The 22,889-nt window shown below is 50.6% G+C and carries 15 protein-coding genes, 4 tRNA genes and 1 pseudogene; 11 read left to right on the top strand and 9 right to left on the bottom strand.

Annotation, left to right across the window (positions count from 1 at the left end):
- Window positions 1-39 precede the first annotated feature (39 nt).
- Genes WKR14_RS09925 through WKR14_RS09915 form a run of 3 tightly spaced genes read left to right on the top strand, consistent with a single transcriptional unit; the run spans window position 40 to window position 3,914 of the window.
- Complete coding sequence (locus WKR14_RS09925; protein WP_224866318.1) at window positions 40-687, top strand: paraquat-inducible protein A; 648 nt, start codon at window positions 40-42, stop codon at window positions 685-687.
- Complete coding sequence (locus tag WKR14_RS09920; protein WP_165565141.1) at window positions 677-1,315, top strand: paraquat-inducible protein A; 639 nt, start codon at window positions 677-679, stop codon at window positions 1,313-1,315. Before WKR14_RS09925 ends, WKR14_RS09920 begins: the two co-directional genes overlap by 11 nt.
- Complete coding sequence (locus WKR14_RS09915) at window positions 1,293-3,914, top strand: PqiB family protein (RefSeq protein WP_339087687.1); 2,622 nt, start codon at window positions 1,293-1,295, stop codon at window positions 3,912-3,914. The genes WKR14_RS09920 and WKR14_RS09915 overlap by 23 nt, the downstream gene beginning before the upstream one ends.
- A gap of 62 nt (window positions 3,915-3,976) precedes the next feature.
- Here WKR14_RS09915 and WKR14_RS09910 read toward each other — a convergent pair whose 3' ends face one another.
- On the bottom strand, window positions 3,977-5,203 hold the full coding sequence (locus tag WKR14_RS09910) for a nucleoside recognition domain-containing protein (RefSeq protein WP_339087686.1): 1,227 nt from the start codon (window positions 5,201-5,203) through the stop codon (window positions 3,977-3,979).
- 71 nt (window positions 5,204-5,274) lie between these two features.
- On the opposite strand from WKR14_RS09910, the gene rsmF reads away from it, so the two are divergent.
- On the top strand, window positions 5,275-6,678 hold the full coding sequence (gene rsmF / locus WKR14_RS09905; protein WP_339087685.1) for a 16S rRNA (cytosine(1407)-C(5))-methyltransferase RsmF: 1,404 nt from the start codon (window positions 5,275-5,277) through the stop codon (window positions 6,676-6,678).
- 496 nt (window positions 6,679-7,174) lie between these two features.
- Window positions 7,175-7,594, top strand: a complete 420-nt coding sequence (locus WKR14_RS09900) for a secondary thiamine-phosphate synthase enzyme YjbQ (RefSeq protein ID WP_101055778.1) — start codon at window positions 7,175-7,177, stop codon at window positions 7,592-7,594.
- 116 nt (window positions 7,595-7,710) lie between these two features.
- Here WKR14_RS09900 and WKR14_RS09895 read toward each other — a convergent pair whose 3' ends face one another.
- The 3 genes from WKR14_RS09895 to WKR14_RS09885 all read right to left on the bottom strand — a co-directional run bounded on the left by WKR14_RS09895 (window position 7,711) and on the right by WKR14_RS09885 (window position 11,146).
- Entirely contained in the window at window positions 7,711-8,925 is a 1,215-nt protein-coding gene (locus WKR14_RS09895) for an RsmB/NOP family class I SAM-dependent RNA methyltransferase (protein ID WP_101055779.1), read from the bottom strand.
- A 218-nt stretch (window positions 8,926-9,143) separates the two neighbouring features.
- Complete coding sequence (locus WKR14_RS09890; protein WP_101055780.1) at window positions 9,144-10,061, bottom strand: pseudouridine-5'-phosphate glycosidase; 918 nt, start codon at window positions 10,059-10,061, stop codon at window positions 9,144-9,146.
- Window positions 10,055-11,146: a PfkB family carbohydrate kinase gene (locus WKR14_RS09885; protein WP_101055781.1), complete on the bottom strand. Its 1,092-nt coding sequence runs from the start codon at window positions 11,144-11,146 to the stop codon at window positions 10,055-10,057. The genes WKR14_RS09890 and WKR14_RS09885 overlap by 7 nt, the downstream gene beginning before the upstream one ends.
- A 695-nt stretch (window positions 11,147-11,841) precedes the next feature.
- On the opposite strand from WKR14_RS09885, the gene WKR14_RS09880 reads away from it, so the two are divergent.
- Window positions 11,842-14,433, top strand: coding sequence for a cache domain-containing protein (locus WKR14_RS09880; RefSeq protein WP_339087684.1), 2,592 nt, complete (start codon window positions 11,842-11,844; stop codon window positions 14,431-14,433).
- A gap of 181 nt (window positions 14,434-14,614) precedes the next feature.
- A pseudogene (locus WKR14_RS09875) lies at window positions 14,615-14,817 on the top strand (hypothetical protein); the annotation flags it as partial.
- Here the strand turns inward: WKR14_RS09875 and WKR14_RS09870 are convergent.
- The 4 genes from WKR14_RS09870 to rlmKL are packed head-to-tail and all read right to left on the bottom strand — an operon-like array spanning window position 14,773 to window position 20,910.
- Window positions 14,773-16,614 (bottom strand): DUF3466 family protein, encoded by a 1,842-nt coding sequence (locus tag WKR14_RS09870; protein ID WP_101055783.1) that lies wholly within the window; start codon window positions 16,612-16,614, stop codon window positions 14,773-14,775. The pseudogene WKR14_RS09875 and the gene WKR14_RS09870 sit on opposite strands and share 45 nt — an antisense overlap.
- A 28-nt stretch (window positions 16,615-16,642) precedes the next feature.
- Window positions 16,643-18,556: an ABC transporter ATP-binding protein gene (locus WKR14_RS09865; RefSeq protein WP_339087683.1), complete on the bottom strand. Its 1,914-nt coding sequence runs from the start codon at window positions 18,554-18,556 to the stop codon at window positions 16,643-16,645.
- A 1-nt stretch (window position 18,557) separates the two neighbouring features.
- A complete protein-coding gene (locus WKR14_RS09860) occupies window positions 18,558-18,788 on the bottom strand; it encodes a glutaredoxin family protein (RefSeq protein ID WP_045283761.1) in 231 nt (76 codons plus the stop codon).
- Complete coding sequence (gene rlmKL, locus WKR14_RS09855; protein WP_101055785.1) at window positions 18,781-20,910, bottom strand: bifunctional 23S rRNA (guanine(2069)-N(7))-methyltransferase RlmK/23S rRNA (guanine(2445)-N(2))-methyltransferase RlmL; 2,130 nt, start codon at window positions 20,908-20,910, stop codon at window positions 18,781-18,783. Before rlmKL ends, WKR14_RS09860 begins: the two co-directional genes overlap by 8 nt.
- A 370-nt stretch (window positions 20,911-21,280) precedes the next feature.
- Between rlmKL and WKR14_RS09850 the strand changes: the two genes are divergently transcribed.
- The 4 genes from WKR14_RS09850 to WKR14_RS09835 all read left to right on the top strand — a co-directional run bounded on the left by WKR14_RS09850 (window position 21,281) and on the right by WKR14_RS09835 (window position 21,732).
- Window positions 21,281-21,357 (top strand) — tRNA-Met (locus WKR14_RS09850).
- Window positions 21,358-21,405: 48 nt separating this feature from the next.
- Window positions 21,406-21,482 (top strand) — tRNA-Met (locus WKR14_RS09845).
- A gap of 48 nt (window positions 21,483-21,530) precedes the next feature.
- A tRNA-Met gene (locus WKR14_RS09840) sits at window positions 21,531-21,607 on the top strand.
- Between the two features lie 48 nt (window positions 21,608-21,655).
- Window positions 21,656-21,732: transfer RNA gene (locus WKR14_RS09835), tRNA-Met, on the top strand.
- Between the two features lie 205 nt (window positions 21,733-21,937).
- Here WKR14_RS09835 and WKR14_RS09830 read toward each other — a convergent pair.
- The gene (locus tag WKR14_RS09830; RefSeq protein WP_101055786.1) at window positions 21,938-22,636 is read right to left on the bottom strand and encodes a DUF3334 family protein; all 699 of its coding nucleotides are present in this window, start codon (window positions 22,634-22,636) and stop codon (window positions 21,938-21,940) included.
- Window positions 22,637-22,889: the final 253 nt, after the last annotated feature.

Genomic DNA, 22,889 nt, shown 5'->3' with positions numbered 1-22,889 from the left:
GCTTGGGTCACCATGGCCAGAACAGGACATATCCAGCATTTGAAAGCTTATAATCCAAGCGACAACAAACCGGACTGTAGCATAGTGCTTTGCCGCGCCTGTGATTTGGCGGTGAGCAAACGCGCCCTGCCCTCCGGCGTCAGAGCGCTTTGTCCAAGATGCCATACGGCGCTTTATGATGCCCCCTACTGCTCGATCAATGGCATGCTGGCGTTATGTATCAGTGCCCTGCTGTTTTATCTGCCCGCCATGCTGCTACCCGTGCTGGAGATGCACTTTCTCGGCAGTGTCAGAACCACAACCGCATACCAAGGTGCCCTGGCAGTGATGGACCAAGGTTATTGGATAGTGGGGATTGCTGTGTTGGTGGCGGCTGTCATCGCCCCCGGGGTACTCAATCTGTCGATTTTTATTCAAGTGCTGATCATCAAGGCGGGTTTGGCCCAGCATCACTTCTGGCGCCGTGTTCTTACTTGGTTACTCAAGAAGCAAGGCCTGCTGTCACAAATGACCATGCTGGAAATTTATGTGATCAGTTTCCTGGTTTCCGCCTTTCAGTTGTCCGACTTCTCCGACGTTTACTTTGGCATGGGAACCTTTTGTTTTACCATGCTGTTTTTAGTGACTCTCTTTCTGCAGCGCGAATATAACCTGGAGCATATGTGGAGTTTTCTCGATGAAAGCTAGAAAGCTGCTCCAGGGCAAAGACATGGGGCTATGCAGTTGCCCCGCCTGTAAAAAACTCAATCAGATAGAGAATGAGTATTGCAGTCGCTGCCAAAACCCACTCAGGCTAAGGGATGAAACCAGTCTGCAAAAAAGCTGGGCCTTGTTGATCACCGCAGCCATCTTGTTGATCCCGGCCAACATCTACCCCATTACCATGCTCACCAAACAGGGCAAGGTCACCTACGACACCATTTTTTCCGGCATCACCCATCTGGTACAGTCGGATATGTTACCCATCGCCATCATAGTCTTTACCGCCAGTATTCTGGTGCCCTGGCTGAAAATTATCGGCCTGGCTTTCTATCTGACGGCGATCAGTTTCAACCTGCCTATCCCCAAACGGCCACTGATGGCCGGATTTCATATCATAGAATGGATTGGACGCTGGTCTATGCTGGATCTGTTTGTCATATCCATTACCGTTGCCCTGGTTAATATGGGGCAATTGCTGGACGCCAAACCGGCGCCGGCGGCAACCGCGTTTGCCTTGGTCATCCTCTTTACCCAACTTGCGGCCAAGGTGTTGGACACACGTTTACTTTGGGATCAACTGGACACAGAAGATGACGCAAATCGAAAAGCCTAAAATAGTCAAAAAGAAGCTTTTTTCCCCCATCTGGCTGTTACCTATAGTGGCGTTGGCCTTGGGCGCTTGGCTGGGGCTGAAGAGCATCAAGGAATCCGGCATTGAGGTGCGGATCCACTTCCCCAGCGCCAGTGGTATGGATGTGGGCAAGACACTGGTGCGCTATCAGGGATTGACCGTCGGCAAGGTGGTGGATATCTCCATCGATGAAGAGCTGCAGGGCGTGAACGTCGATGTCCTGATGGACTACCGCGCCGAGCCTTTCCTCAGGGATGAAACCAAGTTCTGGCTGGTGACCCCCAAGGCATCCATCACAGGTGTCGAAGGTTTAGATGCCTTGTTCTCGGGGAACTATATAGGTATTCAACCCGGGGATGGCGATTCACGTTACCGCTACGAAGCCGAGCGCTCTGCCCCGGCCGTGCTGCCCAGTAATGATGGCTTAGTGATTGAACTGAGCGCCGATCGCCTCGGCTCACTGGATGTGGGCTCTCCGGTATTCTACCGCCAGGTGCCGGTCGGCAGTGTGGTCAGCTATCGACTCGACAACAGTGACAAGCTGCTGCTAAGCGCTTTTATTCAGGAGCAATATGCCTATCTGGTCAAGAAAGACTCCCGCTTCTGGAATGTCTCCGGCATAGAGATCAACGCCTCGCTTTCCGGCGTCAAAGTCAGCGCCGAGAGTCTGGCGGCGATACTCGCCGGCGGCATCAACTTTGATTCCCCCGAAAGCTCAAAGCATGCAAAGAACGGCGATAGTTTCACCCTGTATGACAATGAAACAGAAGCCAGTGGCGGGGCCAGCTTTATTCTGTCGGCAAAAAACGCCGATGGCCTCGACAAGGGCAGCCCTATTCTCTATCGCGGTTTGCCCATAGGGGAAATCGAAGAGATAGCGCTGGTCAATGACGGCGTAGCGCTGCATGCCCGCCTGGACGCCCCCTACTCGAGTCTTTTGACCGGCACGGCGCAGTTTTGGCGTGAAGGCGCCGAGCTGTCACTGTCCGGCATAAAACACCCGGGCCGATTGCTGAGCGGCGATGCCATCGCCTTTCTCCCGGGTACGGGCGAGGCCCAAACCCGTTACGCCTTGGCCGAGCAGGCGCCGGATCTCAGCAAGGCCAAGGCGTTAAAGATAACGCTTAGAGCCGATGAAAACCCCGGCATCAGCCCAGAGGCCGAGCTGAGGTACAAGAAGATCGCCATAGGCAAGGTCACTTCAGTTGCCCTGAGTCAGGACTTTAACTCGGTAGAGTACCAGGCCGAGGTGTTGCCCGAGTTTGCCCCGCTGCTGACTCAAGGCAGTGACTTCATCGCCGAAGCCGCGCTGGACTTCAACGCCTCACTGGACGGCGTCAGCCTCAAGAGTGGCGATTTTACGACCCTCACCAAGGGCAGTGTCAGCTTAAGACGCGGCCAAAGCCGCAAGGGCGCCGATCTTTCCAAGCCGCTGCCGCTGTTTGCCTCAAGTGCCGAGGCCGGCCACTATTACCAAGGCATGGAGCAGCTCAAATGGCAGCTCTACAGCGATGATGGCGCCAACTTGAGCCCAGGCGCACCTGTCTACTACAAGAAGATGCAAATAGGACAGGTGAAACAGGTCAGCTGGCAGAGCCAGGATGACAGATTTGCCATTGCGCTCGCCATAGACCATACTTTTGCGCCCCTGCTCAAACCCAATGCCGTGTTTTGGCGCAACCAGGCGGTGTCAATCGATGCCGGGCTTTCGGGAGTCAAACTGGATGTCGCGCCGCTGGCCGGTGCCATCAAGGGCAGCATCAGCCTGGGCTTTTTGGAGCAAGGCGAGCCCAACAATAAGCAGCTTTATGCTTCCGAGTCACTGGCGCGCAATCAGGCCGTTGCCATTGGGCTGAATTTCCCGGCCAGTGCCACTATCAAACCAGGTGCCGCTATCCGCTATCAGGGCCATCAGATAGGTGAAGTCACCCGGGTAACCTTGAGTGACGATCTCAACAGCCAGCAACTCAGTGCCTTTCTCTATGGCCGCTATGCCGAGCCGTTTCTCAAAAGCGACAGTCGCTTCAGCCTGGTCAATGCCGAAATATCCCTTAAGGGCATAAAGGCACCGGAAACCCTGCTGACCGGCGCCTATATCAGTGCCCTGCCGGGCCAAGCCGCCAAAGTAAGCCAACAGTTCAATGGCCAAATACACACGGCGGTTGCCCCAGAGGCCGATGCGCTGCAACTGGTGCTGAGCAAGGCCAGCCTGGGCTCGGTCAACGTAGGCACAGGGATCTTCTTTCGCGGCATTCAAATTGGCGATGTAACCAGTTACCGGCTGGCACCCAATGGCGATGAAGTCTGGATCCAGACCCAAATTGCCGCGCCTTATCGGCATCTTATCAACCAGAGCAGCAGGTTCTACGACTTGTCCGGTATTCGGGTCGATTTGGGGCTGTTTTCCGGAGCCCAAATCGAAACCGGCTCATTGGAAACCATACTCGCCGGCGGCATAGGAGTGGTCACTGAGCTCGACAATCAAAGCAGCAAACCGCTTGAAAACCAGAGTCTGATGCCACTTCATGACAAACCCGAGCGCGACTGGCTCAACTGGCGCCCAAGACTCAGCCAGCCATAAAACCCAAACGGGGCTCAGATGAGCCCCGTTTTTTAACTCTGTAATCCTATCTATGTATCGCCTCAGCCATAAAACCAATAGCACACGGCAATAGCAGTGCAGATACCCGCCAGATCGGCAAACAAGCCACAGGCCAGTGCGTGGCGGCTATTGCGGATACCCACGGCGCCGAAATATACAGCGAGCACATAAAAAGTGGTTTCAGTGCTGCCCTGAAAAATGGCCGCCAGCCTGCCGGCAAAAGAATCGACGCCGTAATGGGCCATGGTTTCCAGCATCATGGCTCTGGCGCCTGAGCCGCTCAAAGGTTTCATCAGCGCGGTTGGCAAGGCATCGATAAAGCGGCCGTCCATCCCCATATGACTCACCAAAGCGGCAATGACACCGAGCAGATAATCCAGCGCGCCGGAGGCGCGCAGTAAGGCTATCGCCAACAACATAGCCAGCAGATAAGGAATCAGCCGCACCGACTGTTCAAACCCCGACTTGGCGCCTTCGATAAACTCATCGTAAACCGGCACCCGCCTAAGCAGCGCCACCAGCACAAAGGCAAAGATGATCCCCAGCAGCAAACCGTTCCCCAACACGGCGGAGACTTCGCCGATCCGCTCGGCTCCCAGGGTCAACAGGTACATCACACCGGCGCTGAGACCGCCGAGCAGTATTGCGCCATAACCCAGCACCACCCAATCCAGCAAACGTATCCTTTGCACCAGCGCCACCACACTCAAACCCGCCAGGGTCGAGCCCAGGGTAGAGAGTAAAATCGGCAGGAAAATGTCGGCAGGATCAGCCGCCCCTTGCTGCGCCCGATACAGAAAAACCGTCACGGGTACCAAAGTCACGGAAGAGGTATTGAGCACCAAAAACAGGATCTGGGCATTGGTGGCGGTCTTCTTGTCGGGGTTCAGGCTTTGCAGATCCGCCATCGCCTTAAGTCCCAATGGTGTGGCGGCATTGTCCAACCCCAGCATATTGGCGGTCAGGTTCATGGTGACGCTGCCATAGGCGGGGTGACCTCTTGGCACTTCCGGCATCAACTTGCTGAGCAGCGGCTCAAATACCCAGGCGATGGCGGCAACCACTCCGGCTTTTTCCCCGAGACGCATCAGCCCCATCCACAGGGTCAACACCCCAATCAATCCCAGGGCTATTTCCGCGGCCAATTTGGCGCTGTCAAACATCGCCGTGACAGACTCATTGAGAACGGTCGCATCGCCACTCATCAAACGCAGCAAAATCGCTCCCAGCGCGATAATAAAGAACAGACTCCAAACCCGGTTCAACACCTAAAACACCCCACAGTCGCCGCGCCCGAGTGTGCTATACTGCCGCCATCCCGGGGTCACCCTTTTTGTTTATGGTTCAATTAAATCAGAATTTTATCAACAGTATCGCCAAGGATCTGCCAGAACATCTCAAGCTCGAGGATTTTATTCACTTTTGCAGCTTACCACTGAGAGCCGCCTTGCGGGTCAACACCCTCAAAATCAGCGTCGATGAATTCCTCTCGAGAATGCGGGCCAAAGGCTGGCAGTTCGAAACCATTCCCTGGTGCCCAGAGGGTTTTTGGTACCAGGCGGGCGATAGCCAACCCGGAAACTGTATCGAACATCAGCAAGGGCTGTTTTACATTCAGGAGGCCAGCTCCATGCTGCCGCCCATGGCGCTGCTGGAGCCTGGAATGGAGCGGGTGCTGGATATGGCCTCGGCGCCGGGCTCCAAGACCACACAAATGGCGGCCATGATGGCCAATGGTGGCTTGCTGATCGCCAACGAATACTCCTCCAGCCGCGTAAAAGTGCTACATGCCAATCTACAGAGAATGGGGGTCAGCAATACCGCCCTGACCCACTTCGATGCCAGGGTGTTCGGCCAATACCAGTATGAATCCATGGATGCCGTGTTGCTCGACGCCCCCTGTAGCGGTGAAGGCACGGTACGTAAGGATCCGGATGCCCTCAAACACTGGGATCCACAGGAGATAGCCGATATTGCCGCCACCCAGAGGGATTTGATAGATTCCGCCTTTCTGGCGCTTAAGCCTGGCGGGGTAATGGTGTACTCCACCTGTACCCTCAACAGCCAGGAAAACCAGGCCGTACTGCAACACCTCAAGCAGAAATATGGCGCTGCGGTGGCCTTTGAGTCACTTGAGTCACTGTTTGTCGGGGCGGAAAAAGCCTGCACTGCCGAGGGCTTCTTGCATATTTGGCCGCAAATCTATGACAGCGAAGGTTTCTTTGTTGCCAAGGTGCGTAAACTGAGGTCAGTGGCGCGCGAAAGTGATGAACCCAAACAACAAAAGCAGTTTCCTTTCAGTCCCGCCAGTGCCAAACAGCAACAGGCCATCGCCGCCGAGCTGCAGCGGTTACTCGGCAAAACGCTTCCCGAAGGCAGCCTCTGGATAAGGGATCAGGAGTACTGGCTGTTTCCCCGCGGCTTTGAGCCCTTTATCGGCAAGATGCGTTATCAGCGTATCGGTCTTAAGCTCGCCGATGACAGTAAGCATGGGTTGAAACTGCGCCATGAAGCCTTAATGGCCTTGGGAGTAACCGCCGACAAGGGTTATGAAGTTACAGAGCCTGAGGCTCAGGCTTATCTGATGGGCCGGGATATCGCAATGGATGGCAGTGAAAAGGCCCGTGGTGAGCTGGTATTGACCTGGGGCGGGCAAGTGCTGGGGCTGGGTAAACATCTGGGCAACCGGCTGAAGAACAATCTGCCGCGGGATCTGGTCAAAGATAAAATTTGTCTGTCCTGAACCCAAACACTAAGCTGCTTTAGTTAGTATTCCATTAAAAAGAGTGATTTACCCAGTCAATCATTTTGAACACCCTAATTTTGGTTATACCTTATAACAATTAGTGCTAACTAATCCGCTGTCTAAATGCATCTTTCAGCGGTTATCGGCTAATATTTATTCAGAGATAGCCAATCCTGTCGGATCTCAACATTAGCGCACGGCTCAACCATGAGCCATTCCCCTAGGCCCAAAACAATTGGAATAGTTTTGGGCCTTTTTTTGCCCAGTTTCAAGCTCAATAACAGCTCATCACTCTTATTTACTGTCACTAAGGTTACAACAAACCAGGTCAACACCTTATCACCCAGGCAATTAATATTCTGCTCTGCGGTTAGAGCAGACACCTCAGCTTCTTGGAGTGACAACATTGAAAGAGATACAATGCGTCGTCGAGTGCCCGCCTACATCTAAGGAAGGTTGTTTCTTTTGATGTTAACCGTTTTAAGGAGTGCCTATGTGGCATCAGCAACAATTGACCTTGAGCGCCAAACAACGTGGTTTTCATTTAATAAGCGATGATATTGCCAAGGCTCTCGATGATATGCCTTACATCAGTTGCGGCCTATTGCACCTGCAACTGCTGCACACCTCGGCCTCGCTGACGCTCAACGAAAACGCCGATCCCACAGTGCGGCAGGATTTTGAGGCTTGGTTTAATCGCGCCGTAGCCGAAGATACCCCTTACTTTCGCCACACCTATGAGGGCGCCGATGATATGCCGGCCCATATTAAATCCAGCCTGCTGGGTACCAGTTTGCTGCTGCCTGTCAGCGCCGGACAACTGGCATTGGGCACCTGGCAAGGGATCTATCTTGGCGAGCACAGAGACAATGGCGGTCGGCGCCGCCTGCTGTTAACCCTGCAGGGGGAATAAAGTGGCAAGACTTGGCAAACCGATAAGAGTGAGCGGCACCGTTTTTGTTGAGATGCTTTTTGAGGCGGGTGTGAAACCGCCTGTTTAAGTCAATATGACTCAAACAGGCTTGATTGTTACTCGGCTATCCGCTCAATTCTTGCCAGATAGAAGCCATCGAAACCGGTTTTGGCCGGGCTGATGGTTTCCTCATCGAGTAAGCGGAAATGGCCTTGCTGCTTCAGAAAACGCGCCACCTGCTGCTCGTTTTCCTGCGGCATAATCGAACAAGTGGCATAAACCAGGATCCCGCCCACCTTCACCATGCGGCTGTAACTGCCGAGAATATGCTCCTGTAGCTCCATCAGCACCGGCAAGCGCTCCGGGGTATCACGCCATTTGGTGTCCGGGTTGCGTTTCAGCACCCCAAGCCCTGAGCAAGGCACATCCAAAAGTACCCTGTCGGCGCTGAGTTTCAAACGCTTGATGGTCTTACTGGATGCAATAAGCCGGGTTTCCACATTGTGGGCGCCGGCGCGGCGGGCCCGCTGCTTGAGATTATCCAGCTTCCACTGCTCGACATCCATCGCCAGCAGTCGTCCCTTACCCTGCATTTTGGCAGCCAGGTGCAGCGTCTTGCCGCCGGCACCGGCGCAAGCATCAATGACCCGCATCCCCGGTTCAACCCCTAGAGCTTCGGCGACATGTTGCGAGCCGGCATCCTGCTGCTCGAACCAGCCCGACTTGAAGCATTCGGTGCGAAACAGCGCTGAATCAGAAATCACTTCAAGAGCGCTGCCAACCTCGGGGACTTCACAAGTCTCCACCCCTTCCTTGGCAAGACGAGCCTTGAGTTCTTCCCGGCTGCACTTAAGTAAATTGGTGCGCAGATAACGTTTGGGGGCCTGAGTCAAGGCGTGGCGCTCAGCCGGCCAGTTGTCTCCCAGCTGTTCACTCCCAAGCGCTTCGAGCCACTGTGGGCAACCATCGAGCAGCGCGGGCATAGCCTGGGCCTCAGCCATCCGCTGCTCAAGCAGTTCACTGTCCATCTGCAGCGCGTAACGCATTTTCGGCAGCTCAAGGCCATTGGCCATATGCCAGGCGTTGATGAGCCGGGTGCCTTCACGCTCAATTTGCTCCGCTGAAACATCGGCCAGAAAGCTGTAATAACTTAAACGGCGCAAAATATCACCGGTGACCAGAGCGATTCTGGCTTGCTCCCAAGGCTTGAGGCGCTCAGGTGCAAACTGCTTTGAGTAGGCGCGGTCCAACGGCGCACCTTGAGTCAGTACCTGATGGAGAATCGCAATGACCAGCTCACTGGCATGTTCGCTAAGCGGGGAGTTAAGCATATTTGGGCCTCGGGATGGAAAACCGCTGGATCATAGGAGTTCGCCCCCTGCTCTGCAAGGGGCTTGAGTGGCTTTGACGGGATTAATCCCTTTTTTAAGACACTATTTACCCGATTTGAGCTTTGGCATGCTTTGGCTCAGAGGCGATACGTCATCCAAAAAGAAACCCGACAATCGCCGGGTTTCTTGAAATAGCTTAATGGTTCAAAGACAGCTTATTAGCGGGCCACGTACTCGCGGGCAATCTCAGCCGCCAACTTGGCATTGTTGTATACCAGTTCAATGTTGGCCGTCAGGCTGTGACCTTCGGTAATTTCGGCCACTTTGGCCAACAGGAACGGCGTTGAAGCCTTGCCGCCTATGCCTTTTTCATCCATTTCAGCTACTGCGCGGGCGATTGCGCCATCGATCAGTGCTTTATCCAACGCATGCTCGTGAGGAATTGGGTTGGCAATCACCATCCCCCCCTTGAGCCCCATGTCCCACTTGGCTTTCATGGCGGCAGCCACTTCTACCGGTTGTTCCAAGCGATAGTCGACACTGAAGTCACTCTCGCGAGTGTAGAAAGCCGGCAGTTTATCGGTTTGGAAACCAACGACAGGCACGCCTTGCGTTTCCAGATATTCACGGGTCAGGCCCAGATCCAAAATAGACTTGGCACCGGCGCAAACCACGGCCACATCTGTGTTGGCCAGTTCCTGCAAATCGGCAGAGATATCGAAAGTTTGCTGAGCGCCGCGGTGTACACCGCCGATACCACCGGTAGCAAACACCTTAATACCGGCCATTGCCGCCAGGATCATGGTAGAAGCTACTGTGGTGGCACCGTCTGCACCTTTGGCGACAATAAAGGGAATGTCACGGCGACTGGTTTTGATAACGGCCTCACCGGCCTTACCCAGATAATTAATCTCTTCCTGGCTCATGCCTACTTTGAGGCGGCCCTTGAGAATGGCGATGGTTGCGGGTACAGCGCCGTTATCACGGATGATCTGCTCCACCTTGAGCGCTGTCTCAACGTTCTGCGGATACGGCATACCATGGGAAATAATGGTCGATTCCAGCGCGACCACCGGCTTGCCTTGTTCCAGGGCGGCTTGAACTTCAGGATGAATATCCAGATACTGCTTCAGCATAACGACTCCTTGATAATACGGTTTACAGAGATTTCAGACATATTAGGGTTGATAGTTGCGATATGAGACAGCGCCAACCGGGCCGCTGCCATCGCAAATTCTGTGGTTTCCAGCAATGGCCACTGCTTAAGCCAACCGTGAGCCAATCCGGCCAGGAAGGCATCTCCGGCGCCATTGGCGTTGACCATTTCCACCTGCTTGGTGGGTACCATCTGCGACTCGCCACCATCACTGACAAATACCCCTTCACTGCCCATACTGAGGAAGATCCGCTTGACGCCCTGTTCATGGAACCAGTTAGCGATAGCGTTTAAGTCTTCTTTGCTGCGCATTTCGATGCCGGAGAGATGCTCGGCTTCTTTGAGGTTGGGTTTGAGGGTGTGGATGGCGTTGAGGTAAGGCTTGATTTTCATCGCCTTGACACAGGAAACCGTGTCAATAAATACCGGAACTTGAGGGAAGTTGCTCAAAAGATAAGATAAGGCGGCTTCGGAAAGGTTGGTGTCCAACACCAGAAGTTCGGCGCGGCGCAGCATATCTTCAAGCCCCTTGAGCACTTCAGGGCCCAATCTTTCCAAAATGGCCATGTCGTTAATGGCTACATGCATATCAGCGTCGCCATCCAGTACCGAAAGATAGGTGGAAGTCACCGCATCTTCGAACTGCAAGCTGTTACCCATATCGACTCCGGCCTGACGACACTGAGCGGTGATCATTTCACCATAAGCATCTTTGCCTATCGCCGTCACCAACCGGGTATCTGAACCCAGGCGCGCCAGGTTTTCGGCAATGTTGCGCCCAACACCACCGGGTGAGCAACTGACGCTGCCGGGATTGGAATCCCCTACCCTTAGCTTGGAAGCCGGTCGGCCAAGAATATCCATATTGGCGCCGCCTATCACCACCGCATAGGGGTTCTCTGCCAGGATATAACCCTTACCGCGGATCACGCCTTTATGGGTCAGATTCATAATATGACCGGCAACGGCAGAGCGGGTGATACCCAATTGATCAGCTAGTTTTTGCTGTGGGATCAATGGGTCAGCTTTAATCAGGGCCAGAATTTCGAGTTCACGTTCTGTCATTGGTGCGCTCCTGCACAAACATTTGTTTACGTGACAAACTTTTGTTAGCACAATAAACACTATGCCTGAGGCTGGCAAGCGGAATTTAACCCATAATTACAACTTCGTGATCTGCACAGCAATTTTTAACAAGTCGAAGTTTTTATAAAAAAACTATAAATTCATAGAGATAGTCCACATTTACCAAGATGCGTCTTGTGAGGAAAACAATTAAAATGGCTGAAGTTAACTGTGGTAAGTTTGAGCGCAACATCTGTTGTATTGTCGTAAATAGCAGGACTCAGTGTTGCTGAATAGCAACCCTGCTAGTGGCCACGTCTGTACCAATGATTGCAACGTCACCAACAAAGACACAGATACCTTGATAGCCATTTGGAGACAACCAAGCCTGCGACCCTTTTTCGCATCAAAGTAATAGAGCTCTGATGAGACATAGAAAAATGGCGGGTTTTCTCAATAGGTTATATTATACCTTTCCATATCAGGGCTTATTCAGTCACGAAAATGAAGAATATATACACCTTTCGCAGTTCGTGTCGGCAACACGTCAGTCGTCTGATTACACGCCCATAGTCTTGTTATAACCCTCAGACACTAAGCGATATAATTTAACTGGGGACAAGTTTCCGGGAAGGCTAAACTTCCATCAGGAATAATATTAAGTAACTGCTTTAAAAGCTTATTACTGAGGATATATGCAAGGGAACCAGGCGAAGCAACAATCCAACCCATTACCTTGGCTTCCCGGCTGGTTGAAACGCCTGCCGGTTAAATTTGCCCTCAGCCAGTTAATTATCAGCGCTCTTATCGTTATCAGTACTGTACTTGTACTGCTCAGCATCCAACGTAACCAGTTGCTTAGCCAACAAAGAGCATTGAACCAAAGTTATGGGCAAGTCGTTACCGCAAGACTGCAGGAAGTTACCTCTCAAATAGAAAGCCTGGTCAGTACTATGGCGAACCTAGGGGCTCTGTATCGTGGCAACGAATTTGCACTTCAGGCCAGTATCAAATCCGTGTTGGAATTAGATACCCAAAAGGAAATGATTACCGGCGGCGGTATTTGGCCCGAACCAAGAGCTTTTGAACCGGGAAAAATTCTTGACAGCCTCTTCTGGTATCGAAACGGCTATGGCGAATTGCAGCAACTCAACAGTTATAATGAACAACCCCAACAAGGTTACCATAACGAAGATTGGTATAAACCGACACGCTTTTTCCCGGCAGACAGAACCTTCTGGTCGAGTGCCTATCGTGACCCTTACACTGCAGAAGCCATGGTCACGGCGTCTGTTCCTATTTGGCAAGATCACGAATTTATCGGTGCCGCCACTGTAGACATTAGCCTGGGAGGCCTTAACCGCTTCTTTAGAGGCGCCCTGAAAGATCTGAGTGGTTATGTGTTTGCCCTTGATTATCGCAACCATTTACTCGCGTCACCCTGGGAAGATGAGTTTCAAGACAACACTCAAGAAAAGCCACTGAGTTTAGATGGTTTTCACCGTTTGGAACGCCTTTTCCCAGAGTTCCAATTTGTTGGTGAAGCGCTTCGCAATGCAGATCAAGTACTTATCCAACAGGCAAACCAACACAAAGCCTTTAGCAATCAACAATTGAAATCCTTGTTGGGGAAACGTGATGAAACAGATGCTGCATTACTCAACACGATAATCAATAACTCAGCCAGAGAATGGCCCTCAAATGCCAAACTTTTATTAACTCAAGAACTTAATCAAGACCCTTTGCTCAAGGAACCCGCACTGGTTTCGGTATTTTTGATGCCAAAGACCTATTGGAAAATAGTGATAGTTACGCCACTGTCCTCGCTCAAGGAAGATGCAACCTTAATAGCCGGTAAAGTGGGTATCTATCTTGTTGCAATTCAACTGTTGGCACTATTACTGCTGTTTCTGGTTCAGCATAGGTTATTTATTAAACCTATTAGCCGTATGGCCGAAGCGCTAAGAGAAAACAACCCTGCCCGTTTGGAGTTGGATGCCAGAGATAGAGAAGATGAACTGGGGATATTAGCCGACAGCTTTATCTCCCGTACCCGGCAGTTGGAAACAACTATGGCTAGCCTGGACGCCAGTAACCTGGCATTGGAGCAACAGCTGGAAGTGCAATATAAAGCCCAACAAATCCTAAAAATACGTACTGAGCAGCTAAACGCCTTAATGAATCACTCACAAAATATAATATATATCAAAGATTTGACTGGGAAATACACACTAGTTAATGATAAGTACTGCGAAATAACCGCCCATGAACGCGATCAATTTATCGGCGCCAATGATAATCAGGTATTTCCGCTTGGCTTGGCGCAAATATACCAGGCCAATGATAAAAGAGTGATAAACAATCACAGTCCGTTCTGCTCTGAAGAACCCATAGCAACCCCTCTGGGAGATGTGACATTTCAAGTAACCCGCTTCCCAATTCGAGATGAATTTGCAGATATTTGCGGCATAGGCGCCATAGCATTTGACCTTTCCAGCCACAAGCGACAAGAGCAACAACTGGAACAGGCCCTGGAATTGCAGGTTGATCTCAATAAACGTAACAAACGTACCATCCAACAACAGCTGCAACAGCTTGAGCAATTGGAAACCCTGTTGCAACAAGCTCAAAGCAAGTCCCAGTTGCTCAGCCTCAGCACAACATTGATGCAGGAACAGGAGTTGCAACTCCCCAATTTATTTGGTCAGCTCATCTGTGAGCTGTCTAGCACTTTTGATCACTTGGGATCCCAACTGTTCGAGCCTGACATCGGCGAAATACAAAAAGAGTCCAAAGAGCTTATCTTGACTGAATCAGCCAGATTACGACATCTTTTGGCCTTGGTTAACCATCCTCAAACAGAAGTCAAAGCGCTCTACTTCGACGAGTTTTTCTTCCATATGCAAGCTCTGTTAGCACCTGCATTTACTGAAACCAATGTTGAAATCAGAGCAATTATTGAGCAAAAACTTCTGCCTGGTGCCAAGCCATGGCAATTATTATTGCTCTTCTACCCTTTGCTGAGACAAATATTACATGATACTCCTCAAGGTTCATGCATCACACTCAACGCCACCAAAATGGACGAACATCATTTCGAGACGACGCTAACCAACAGAAGGGAAACCGATCCTGAGTCTGCAGCGAAAGAGCACAGTGCAACAGATTCCCTTATCAGCTTACAAGATTACGTTAGATTAAAGTTACGTGGGGAGATGACCCTAAGTGTCGATAATGACAAACACTGCTATATCAGGCTAGTTTTACCTTTAGAGTCAATAAGTTAAAAAGAAACAGTATATTAAGGAGTTTATATTAACCCAGAGTATTTAACCAAGCACCCTGAGTTAATAAATAGTTCATCGCAGATTATCGAGTGGACTGGAAATAAAAACGGTTGGAAAGTTATTGTTTAGTCGCCTATGGTGGTCAAGTTAATTTGACCAGTGTCTTAAAAACTCTCTGCATGGCATAGTTGCTTCAGCAGTTCATCCGTTGCACACCTGCCGAATGGAAGGGATGAACAACAAAATCAAACTGCTGAAGCAATGGGCTAAAGCTAACGGGATACCGAATACTTCTTTGTGAAAGTCAGAGCGGCATTCCCCGGAGTTCCGCTATTAATCTTAAATTTTACGTCTACGCCACCAGATCAGCGGCAGCAATGCTAACCAACCAAAACTGGCGGCACCAGAACGCTCAAATGGCTTATTGATATCATCGTCGTCCACCTGAGTACAGGCTTCACCATTGCTATTAGGCTTAAGTACCACCATACGCGGTAGATAAGAAGTCACTGGCTGACCGTTACCATTAAGCTCAAACAGCGGCTTGCCATTGTCACCTACTACCAAATTACCTTTATCATCGAACTGGTAAGAAGGCTTACGGATAAAGGCGGTACCTACTATGGTACCGTCCTCATTGATACTGTTGGCTTCCACCACGACTATGTCAGTATTGTAGGTCAAAGTTTTGCCTGAACCGTCCTCAACACTCACTTCATGACGTTTCCAGTTACCTTCGGCATCTTTCTCATAGCCTTTGGATTCACAGGTCAACAGCTTATTGAGATTACTGAACTCACCGGACTCTTTATCAAACAGGAAGCCTACTTTCGGCCTTGGTTTATCTTTGTCATGGGTTGACTCAATATAACCTACTACCTGTCCCTTGTTGTTGATATCTCTAGGCTTGCTGGAGAGATCAGACATAGTGTTGTAGAAATCGTTGGGCGTAACCGGCTTGGTCTCAGGGTTATTGGTATCGTAGATGAAGAACTTATCGCGGATATAACCTTGGATATACTTGTTGTAGCTACCGACCAAGAGCCCAGCGTCATTGATATCATAGGCAATGGAATTGCGCACATCATCATCAACAACCGGGATCCAGTGGTACTTGTATTCACCATTGGCATCTTGACTCCAATAGGCCGCATCCATTCTCAGGTTATCTGTATCACCATTACGGTAAACATGAGAGCGTCCGGCGACAACTCCAGCGTTGTTCAGCCCCAATCCCTGAGCAGTAAAGGTATACTCTGAATCACCGGGAGTCAGACCAAGTGGCAGCTCAGTCCCGGTAACCGCGCCATTTTCGTATTGCCAGACATAGGCACGCATCTGGTACTGGATATTGCGGGTGTTGTTGGCATTTGGATATTTTTCCCGCTGCAAACACACATCCAGCGGCAGCGTGTTATCACTACCCAGACAGGCAGCAACTCGCTCTGCCCCATATTTACTGATGGCAGTGCTGGCATAACCGGCAATCTGGTTTTTACTGTTGATCGCAGAAGCCATAGACCAACCACCGAGTTCCGCTGTCTTGTCGTCTTTGATATAAGTGGTATAAGGCGGCAGCAGCGGCACTTCAGTACTGCCATCTTTAACAAAACCGCGCTGTTCAAAGTCACGGTAATACCAGTAGTCCTGCCCTTCGGTTTCCCCGGTATAGTCAACCTTCTTCTCTTTACCCGTCATGGCGCCGACTCGAATACCGGCATCATTGATGTCATAGAGGAAACTATCAACCGAGTTGACGCTTGTAGGATCGGCAGGGTCGGTATCCGCAGGCGGTGTGCTACCGTTGATACTCTCAAAATTAGGCGTCCACGGACTCACAGGATCGTTTTCCTGGGAGTTGAAGGTGAAATTATTGGCAATGATGGGTTTATTAATGGAATAAGTGATCTTTTCCTCGGGAGCGATACCATCTTCAATGTCGATAATGCCGTCATCATTATCCACATCCGAGGTGCTGAGCTTTTTCTTGCCCTTGGCCACAGCTATGGCTTCATTATTGGCATTAACGCCCATACCATAACCGGTGCGAGTATCGGCCAGATTACCTTTGAGGTCATATTCATCTAGGTTAACGACTTCATAGACAGGAGCCGCCTGCGATACCTGTAATACACTGATAACCCCCATGGCCACCAATGACAGCGCACTATTCAACTTCATTAATTTGATTCCCATTATAATTTTGTGCTCACTTCATTGACTCGAGTTCTTCCCAACGCTCGAAGTAAGCCTCCAGTTGCTGTTCTTTCTCTGCCAACTGTTGCAATTCGCTGCTCACAATCGCTTGTTCCTGCGAATAAAAGTCCGGCTGATTGACGCGCTCCTGCAGCTGTTCCAGCTCCTGCTCCAGTGTTTCCATCAAGGCAGGTAAAGCATCCAACTCACGCTGAAGCTTATAGGAAAGCTTTTTGGCTGTCTTGGGTTCTGCAGTTTTTTGCGGCGCAACCTCCTGTTTGACAGGCTTAACCGCCTCAGGTTCCTCAGCATCGCGATAGAAATGTGCCCCTTGGGCAACCGCATCCTGATAGCCGCCGACATATTCACTCCAACGACCATTGCCGCTGAACCACCAGGAACTGGTGACTGTATTATCAATAAAGGCCCGGTCATGACTGACAAGCAGCAAAGTGCCTTCATATTCAGTGAGCAGAGACTCTAGCAATTCCAGTGTCTCTATATCAAGATCATTTGTCGGTTCATCGAGAATGATAAGGTTGGCCGGCCTAAGCAACAACCTGGCCAGCAGCAAACGGTTCTTCTCTCCACCACTGAGCGCCTTTACCGGTATGCGTGCACGCATAGGCGAAAACAAAAAGTCCTGCAGATAACTGAGGATATGCCTGTCTTTACCGTTGACAGTAACAGTGCTCTTACCCTCACCGACATTTTCTTCCACCGTCTTTTCCGGATCCAAGGCTTCACGGTATTGGTCAAAGTAGGCGACTTCCAGCTTGGTGCCTGTCTTGATTTCACCACTTTGCGGCGCCAACTGACCGATCAACAACTTGATAAGCGTGGATTTACCGCAACCGTTGGGGCCAATCAGCGCGATGCGATCGCCACGCATCACATTGGTGGAAAAGTCCCGCACCAGGTCCTTATCTGCCAGGTTGTAATTGAGATCCTGCACCTCAAACACCAACTTGCCGCTGCGATCGGCTTCAGACACCTGCATTCTGGCATTGCCCTGGCGCTCCAGGCGGGCCCGGCGCTCCATTCTCAAGGCCTTGAGAGCCCTGACCCGGCCTTCATTACGGGTACGGCGAGCCTTAATCCCCTGACGGATCCACACCTCTTCCTCGGCGAGTTTCTTGTCAAAGTGCGCATTTTGCTCGGCCTCAACCCTGAGCCACTCCTGCTTACCATCGAGATAACTCTGGTAATCACCTGGCCAGGAGGTAACCACTCCGCGGTCCAGATCGACTATGCGGGTAGCTATCTTCTGAATAAAGCCACGGTCGTGACTGATAAAGGCGATGGCGCCCTTATATCCCAACAGAAACTGTTCCAACCATTCTATGGTGTCGATATCCAGGTGGTTGGTTGGCTCATCGAGCAGTAACAAATCCGGCTCACTCACCAAGGCTCTGGCCAGGGCAACTTTACGTTGCCAGCCGCCGGAGAGTTCAGACAGAGGTTTATCCGGGTCCAACCCCAGCAGCCGACAGTTTTGCTGAATACGGTTGTCGAGCTGCCAACCATCGAAGTGATCCAACTTGGATTGCAACCGCTCGAGGTTTTTCAGCATTTTCTCGAGCGCTTCACCCTGGGCCTTGGCCATAGACTGCGACAGTTGATGGTATTCTTCGAGCAGTTGGCCCACATCGGCCAAACCGGCGGCAATATAAGAATAGACAGTGCCCTGTTCCGCTTTGGGAGGGTCCTGTTGCAGGCGACTGACTTTCACATCGGTGGCGATATTGAACTCACCATCATCGAGCAGGACTTCTCCTGCCAAGACCTTCAATAGGCTGGACTTGCCGGCGCCATTACGGCCGACAATACAGACCCGCTCGCCAGCTTCAATACTGAAATCTGCCTGCTGCAGCAGAGGGGTATAACCATAGGCAAGCGAGCCATTATTGATACGAACCAGACTCACATTATGCTCCTGTAAAGCGTTTTACTTGCTGTTCATCGAAGGGCCAACAGAGTTCCTCACCCAAGCTGTTGGCCAGCACAGGAATAAGCACGCCATAGCGCTCGGCAAGCGTTTCTTGCTCGCAAATATCCTGAGTGCGATAACGAATATTAAGGCCATCAAGCAAGGTCATGGCCAACTCACACAGATGGCAACCATCTGTGTGGTATAGGGTCAATGGCGTCTCAGGCATGAGTGATCAACCAAGTATTATGAATATGCGGATTGCGCTTGTAATCCATTGGCAGCATCTGGGCATCCATATTGGTGACTGACATGCCCTGAGCCGCCATGGCCTCGCTATCCATTTTGAACTTACGTTTGTTGTTGGAAAAGATTATCTCTCCGCCCGGATTGAGCAGTTTGAATAGATCAGACAACAACTTGACGTGATCGCGCTGCACATCGAACGAGTCTTCCATCCGTTTGGAGTTGGAGAAGGTTGGTGGATCGATAAAGATAAGATCGAACTTGCGGTCACAATCGCGGATCCATTGCAGGCAGTCGCCCTGCTCGAAACGATACTGTTTGCCAATCAAACCATTGAGCACAAAGTTATCCTTGGCCCAGTTAAGATAGGTATTGGACATATCCACAGTCGTGACCGACTTGGCACCGCCAAGCCCGGCGTGCACCGATGCGGTTCCCGTATAAGCGAATAGGTTGAGTACGTCACGGCCATTGGCTTTACTGCCTACCAGTTTGCGAATAAGCCTGTGATCGAGAAATAAGCCGGTATCCAGATAGTCGGTTAGGTTAAGTTTGAAACGGGCACCATACTCCTGAGTCACCAGCTCCAGCTTTTCTTTGTCGAGCCGTTGATACTGATTTGTGCCTTTCTGCCGCTCGCGGGTCTTGAGGATGATCTTGTCCGGCTCAACACCTATGGCGCCGGGCAAAGACAGGAGCACATCAGTCAAACGTCGCTTACTGACGGCTTCAGGTATGCTGGCAGGCGCTGCATACTCTTGGATCACCACATATTCCAGATACTTGTCGATAGCGACATTATATTCAGGAATATCTGCATCATAGAGGCGATAACTGTCGATCCCCTCTTTACGGGCCCACTTATCGAGCTGTTTCAGATTCTTTTTCACCCGGTTGGCAAAGGCACTGGCGATGTCACTGACCTCAGCCCCTGACTGCTCGGCTGCTACAGCTGCCCTGCGGGTGGAATTGGCATGCAGGGTATAGAGGTTAAAGGCGCACTCCAGTGCCCCGTTGAACATCTTCATCTGCTTGTCGGCCTTGAGCTTAAGCGATGAGATCAATTCGATATCACTGCATAGCAAGGCCACTTGCCAGCCACCGAACTCACGCTTGAGCTTGTCGCCAAACTGATAGTAAAGCTGCAACAAGGAGGAGACATTGCCCAAACGCTCGCCATAAGGCGGGTTGGAGATCAGTAAGCCTTTGTCCAGCGGTGGCGTAATATTGAGAGCATTGGCAACACTGAACTCAATCAGTTCACTGACACCGGCGCTCTTGGCATTACGTTTGGCCAGCGCCACCATGCGCGAGTCTATGTCCGAGCCGAAGAACTTCACTTCACAACGGTTCTTGCCTATGGTGGCGCGCGCCTTGGCTTCCTCTACTATGTTTTGCCAAAGTTTGGCGTCATGGCGATGCCAGTGCTCAAAACCAAAGCGACTGCGTTGCAGCCCCGGGGCCATATCGGCAGCAATCATAGCCGCCTCAATCAACACTGTGCCGCTGCCACAAAATGGATCCAGCAAAGGCGTTTGTTTATCCCATTGGGCCCGGGCCAACATGTTGGCGGCAAGGTTCTCTTTTAATGGCGCCTCACCTGTACCGCTGCGATAGCCACGTTGATGCAGCGCCGGGCCGGAGAAGTTCAGCGCTATGGTTACCTGACCGTTACGATAATGGGCATCGATTTTGAAGTCGGCATCGACACGTTGCACATTGGGGCGGTTGAGATCATCTTCGCGGAAGCGATCCACTACAGCATCTTTAATCTTGAGGGCGCCGAACTGGGTGTTCTTGATAAACCCGCCCATACCGTGAAAGTCGATACTAAAGGTACAACGGTTATCAAAGTGGCTCGGCCAATCGATACAGAAGGCCGCATTATAGAGCTGTTCGGCGGAATCACAGGGACCGCGATGCAATATAAGTAGAATACGGCTTGCCAGTCTGGTCCAAAGGGTAATGCGGTATGCCTGCTCCAGTGGACAGGAGAAATAGACCCCGGCCAAACTTTCCTTAACCTCAAGCGCACCGAACTCGCGCAGTTCCTGCGCCAAAGCATATTCAAACCCCTTGGGGGCCGCCGCAAAAAAATTCAACATGAACTAACCAGATAGCAAAGCAAAAATGAATGGCGCATTATAACCACTGTTCCCGGTAAAAGATAAAAACTTCCGTTTTCAGTACCGCTTTTCTATCTACTATAGCGAAATTGTTTGAGTTGTAATCAATGGGGTTAATCTTCACGCACAGATGAATCAAATTTGAACACTCAATGGCATTTTGATGATTTGTCCTTGCATTGCCGCTTCTTGGTCGCTATAGTCCACCCCGCTTTGACGGACACCGGATGGAGCAGCATGATAGCTAGTCGGGTTCAGTTACTTAAGAGACCTCGAAGGTTGTCGGTTTGTATCCAGTGCCGCAAGCAATTCCTTAATTATGAATTCAAACTGATTAGTACAATTCGGACGCGGGATGGAGCAGCATGGTAGCTCGTCGGGCTCATAACCCGAAGGTCGTCGGTTCAAATCCGGCTCCCGCAACCAATTTCTAATTCCTTAATTATGAATTCAAACTGATTAGCACAATTCGGACGCGGGATGGAGCAGCATGGTAGCTCGTCGGGCTCATAACCCGAAGGTCGTCGGTTCAAATCCGGCTCCCGCAACCAATTTCTAATTCCTTGATTATGAATTCAAACTGATTAGCACAATTCGGACGCGGGATGGAGCAGCATGGTAGCTCGTCGGGCTCATAACCCGAAGGTCGTCGGTTCAAATCCGGCTCCCGCAACCAATTTCTAATTCCTTGATTATGAATTCAAACTGATTAGCACAATTCGGACGCGGGATGGAGCAGCATGGTAGCTCGTCGGGCTCATAACCCGAAGGTCGTCGGTTCAAATCCGGCTCCCGCAACCAATTTCTAATTCCTTCAGACTCCAGTGCCCTTCACAATAGCAAACATGACATTGAAGATTACATTCCCTACCTGTCCTCCCGATTCAAGATAGAAAAATCCACCTAACATTCGATAGTAAAAAGCTCTTAATAGAGGCCAGGGAAGCTATTTGGAATTGATTCCCCGGCAACCTGAAATGAACAAAATAACAGTCATCTCAGGAGGTCAAATTCCCAACTCTTTGAACAGATCATCAGTGTCATCATCGATATTTGCCGCTTTCACCCAAGGTGATTCAGAAACTTTAGTCTGTGACTGTTGACTGCCATGACGAGCCAGAAGCAGATCAGGGTCAAATTCTTCATCGGTTTCAAACTCTGCCAGACGAATAAACTCTGTCTTGTCCATGGCAAATTCAAGATAAAATATATGATTGTTTTCTGTTTTGAAGGACACTCTACGAGCGATGGGCTCGTCCAAGTTGGCATCAATGGATATGGTCAGTTCCTTGTTTATAGTCAGCATCTTTGGCTGGCTTTGGCTAATAGATGTTTGCAGCTCCTTGGATACCTTGCCGATAAAATCCCCCAACATCTGATTCATCAGTTCACCCATTACATCACCCACCTCATCTGAGGTATGGGAGAAAGCTAGTTCTTCCTCAGGCATGCCCATATGCAGCATATAGCGACGATAAATTTCCAATGCAGCCGCAGCGGAAAAATTAATCACCACCAGACCGGAAAAGCCGCCATCAAAGATAGAGAAACAACCGAGATCCGGCTTAAGCCGAGTACGGGTAATACGCTGTACAACTCCAGCATGGGACAAAGTACTTGCTGTAGTGGCTGATAAGACATGGGTCACAGAGTGACAAAGCTTCAGTAAAATATCGTCTGAACTAATGACTTGAGGTGTATTCATGAAAAGAGGCCAATAATAAAAATAAGGTTAATATTGAGCCCTTCAGCCAAAAAAATCAAAATAAAAACAATTAATTAGACTTCGAACGTTAACCTAAGTGGCTGAGCACGGCTTAAGCTTTTGATATTTGAGCCGATATCCTCTGTGCAGCATTGAGAGCAGCTAAGCAAGGAGCTCTTTTTAGGCTTGATATAAGCTGAACAATGAGCCTGATCAACAAAGCAAGTCAAGCCAGGTAAAAAGGTTTCACTTG

Origin of the sequence: Shewanella chilikensis (assembly GCF_037953065.1) — a bacterium.
GTDB classification, from domain to species: Bacteria; Pseudomonadota; Gammaproteobacteria; order Enterobacterales; family Shewanellaceae; genus Shewanella; species Shewanella chilikensis.
The sequence above is the reverse complement of the archived record's forward strand: the minus strand, read 5'-3'. Positions and strand labels throughout refer to the sequence as shown.

Coding starts and splice junctions, on each gene's coding strand:
- WKR14_RS09830 (WP_101055786.1), bottom strand. CDS start 22,636: ATGAATACACCTCAAGTCATTAGTTCAGACGATATTTTACTGAAGCTT.
- WKR14_RS09870 (WP_101055783.1), bottom strand. CDS start 16,614: ATGAAGTTGAATAGTGCGCTGTCATTGGTGGCCATGGGGGTTATCAGT.
- WKR14_RS09895 (WP_101055779.1), bottom strand. CDS start 8,925: ATGCTTAACTCCCCGCTTAGCGAACATGCCAGTGAGCTGGTCATTGCG.
- rlmKL (WP_101055785.1), bottom strand. CDS start 20,910: ATGTTGAATTTTTTTGCGGCGGCCCCCAAGGGGTTTGAATATGCTTTG.
- WKR14_RS09860 (WP_045283761.1), bottom strand. CDS start 18,788: ATGCCTGAGACGCCATTGACCCTATACCACACAGATGGTTGCCATCTG.
- rsmF (WP_339087685.1), top strand. CDS start 5,275: ATGGTTCAATTAAATCAGAATTTTATCAACAGTATCGCCAAGGATCTG.
- WKR14_RS09880 (WP_339087684.1), top strand. CDS start 11,842: ATGCAAGGGAACCAGGCGAAGCAACAATCCAACCCATTACCTTGGCTT.
- WKR14_RS09915 (WP_339087687.1), top strand. CDS start 1,293: ATGACGCAAATCGAAAAGCCTAAAATAGTCAAAAAGAAGCTTTTTTCC.
- WKR14_RS09890 (WP_101055780.1), bottom strand. CDS start 10,061: ATGCTGAAGCAGTATCTGGATATTCATCCTGAAGTTCAAGCCGCCCTG.
- WKR14_RS09920 (WP_165565141.1), top strand. CDS start 677: ATGAAAGCTAGAAAGCTGCTCCAGGGCAAAGACATGGGGCTATGCAGT.
- WKR14_RS09885 (WP_101055781.1), bottom strand. CDS start 11,146: ATGACAGAACGTGAACTCGAAATTCTGGCCCTGATTAAAGCTGACCCA.
- WKR14_RS09900 (WP_101055778.1), top strand. CDS start 7,175: ATGTGGCATCAGCAACAATTGACCTTGAGCGCCAAACAACGTGGTTTT.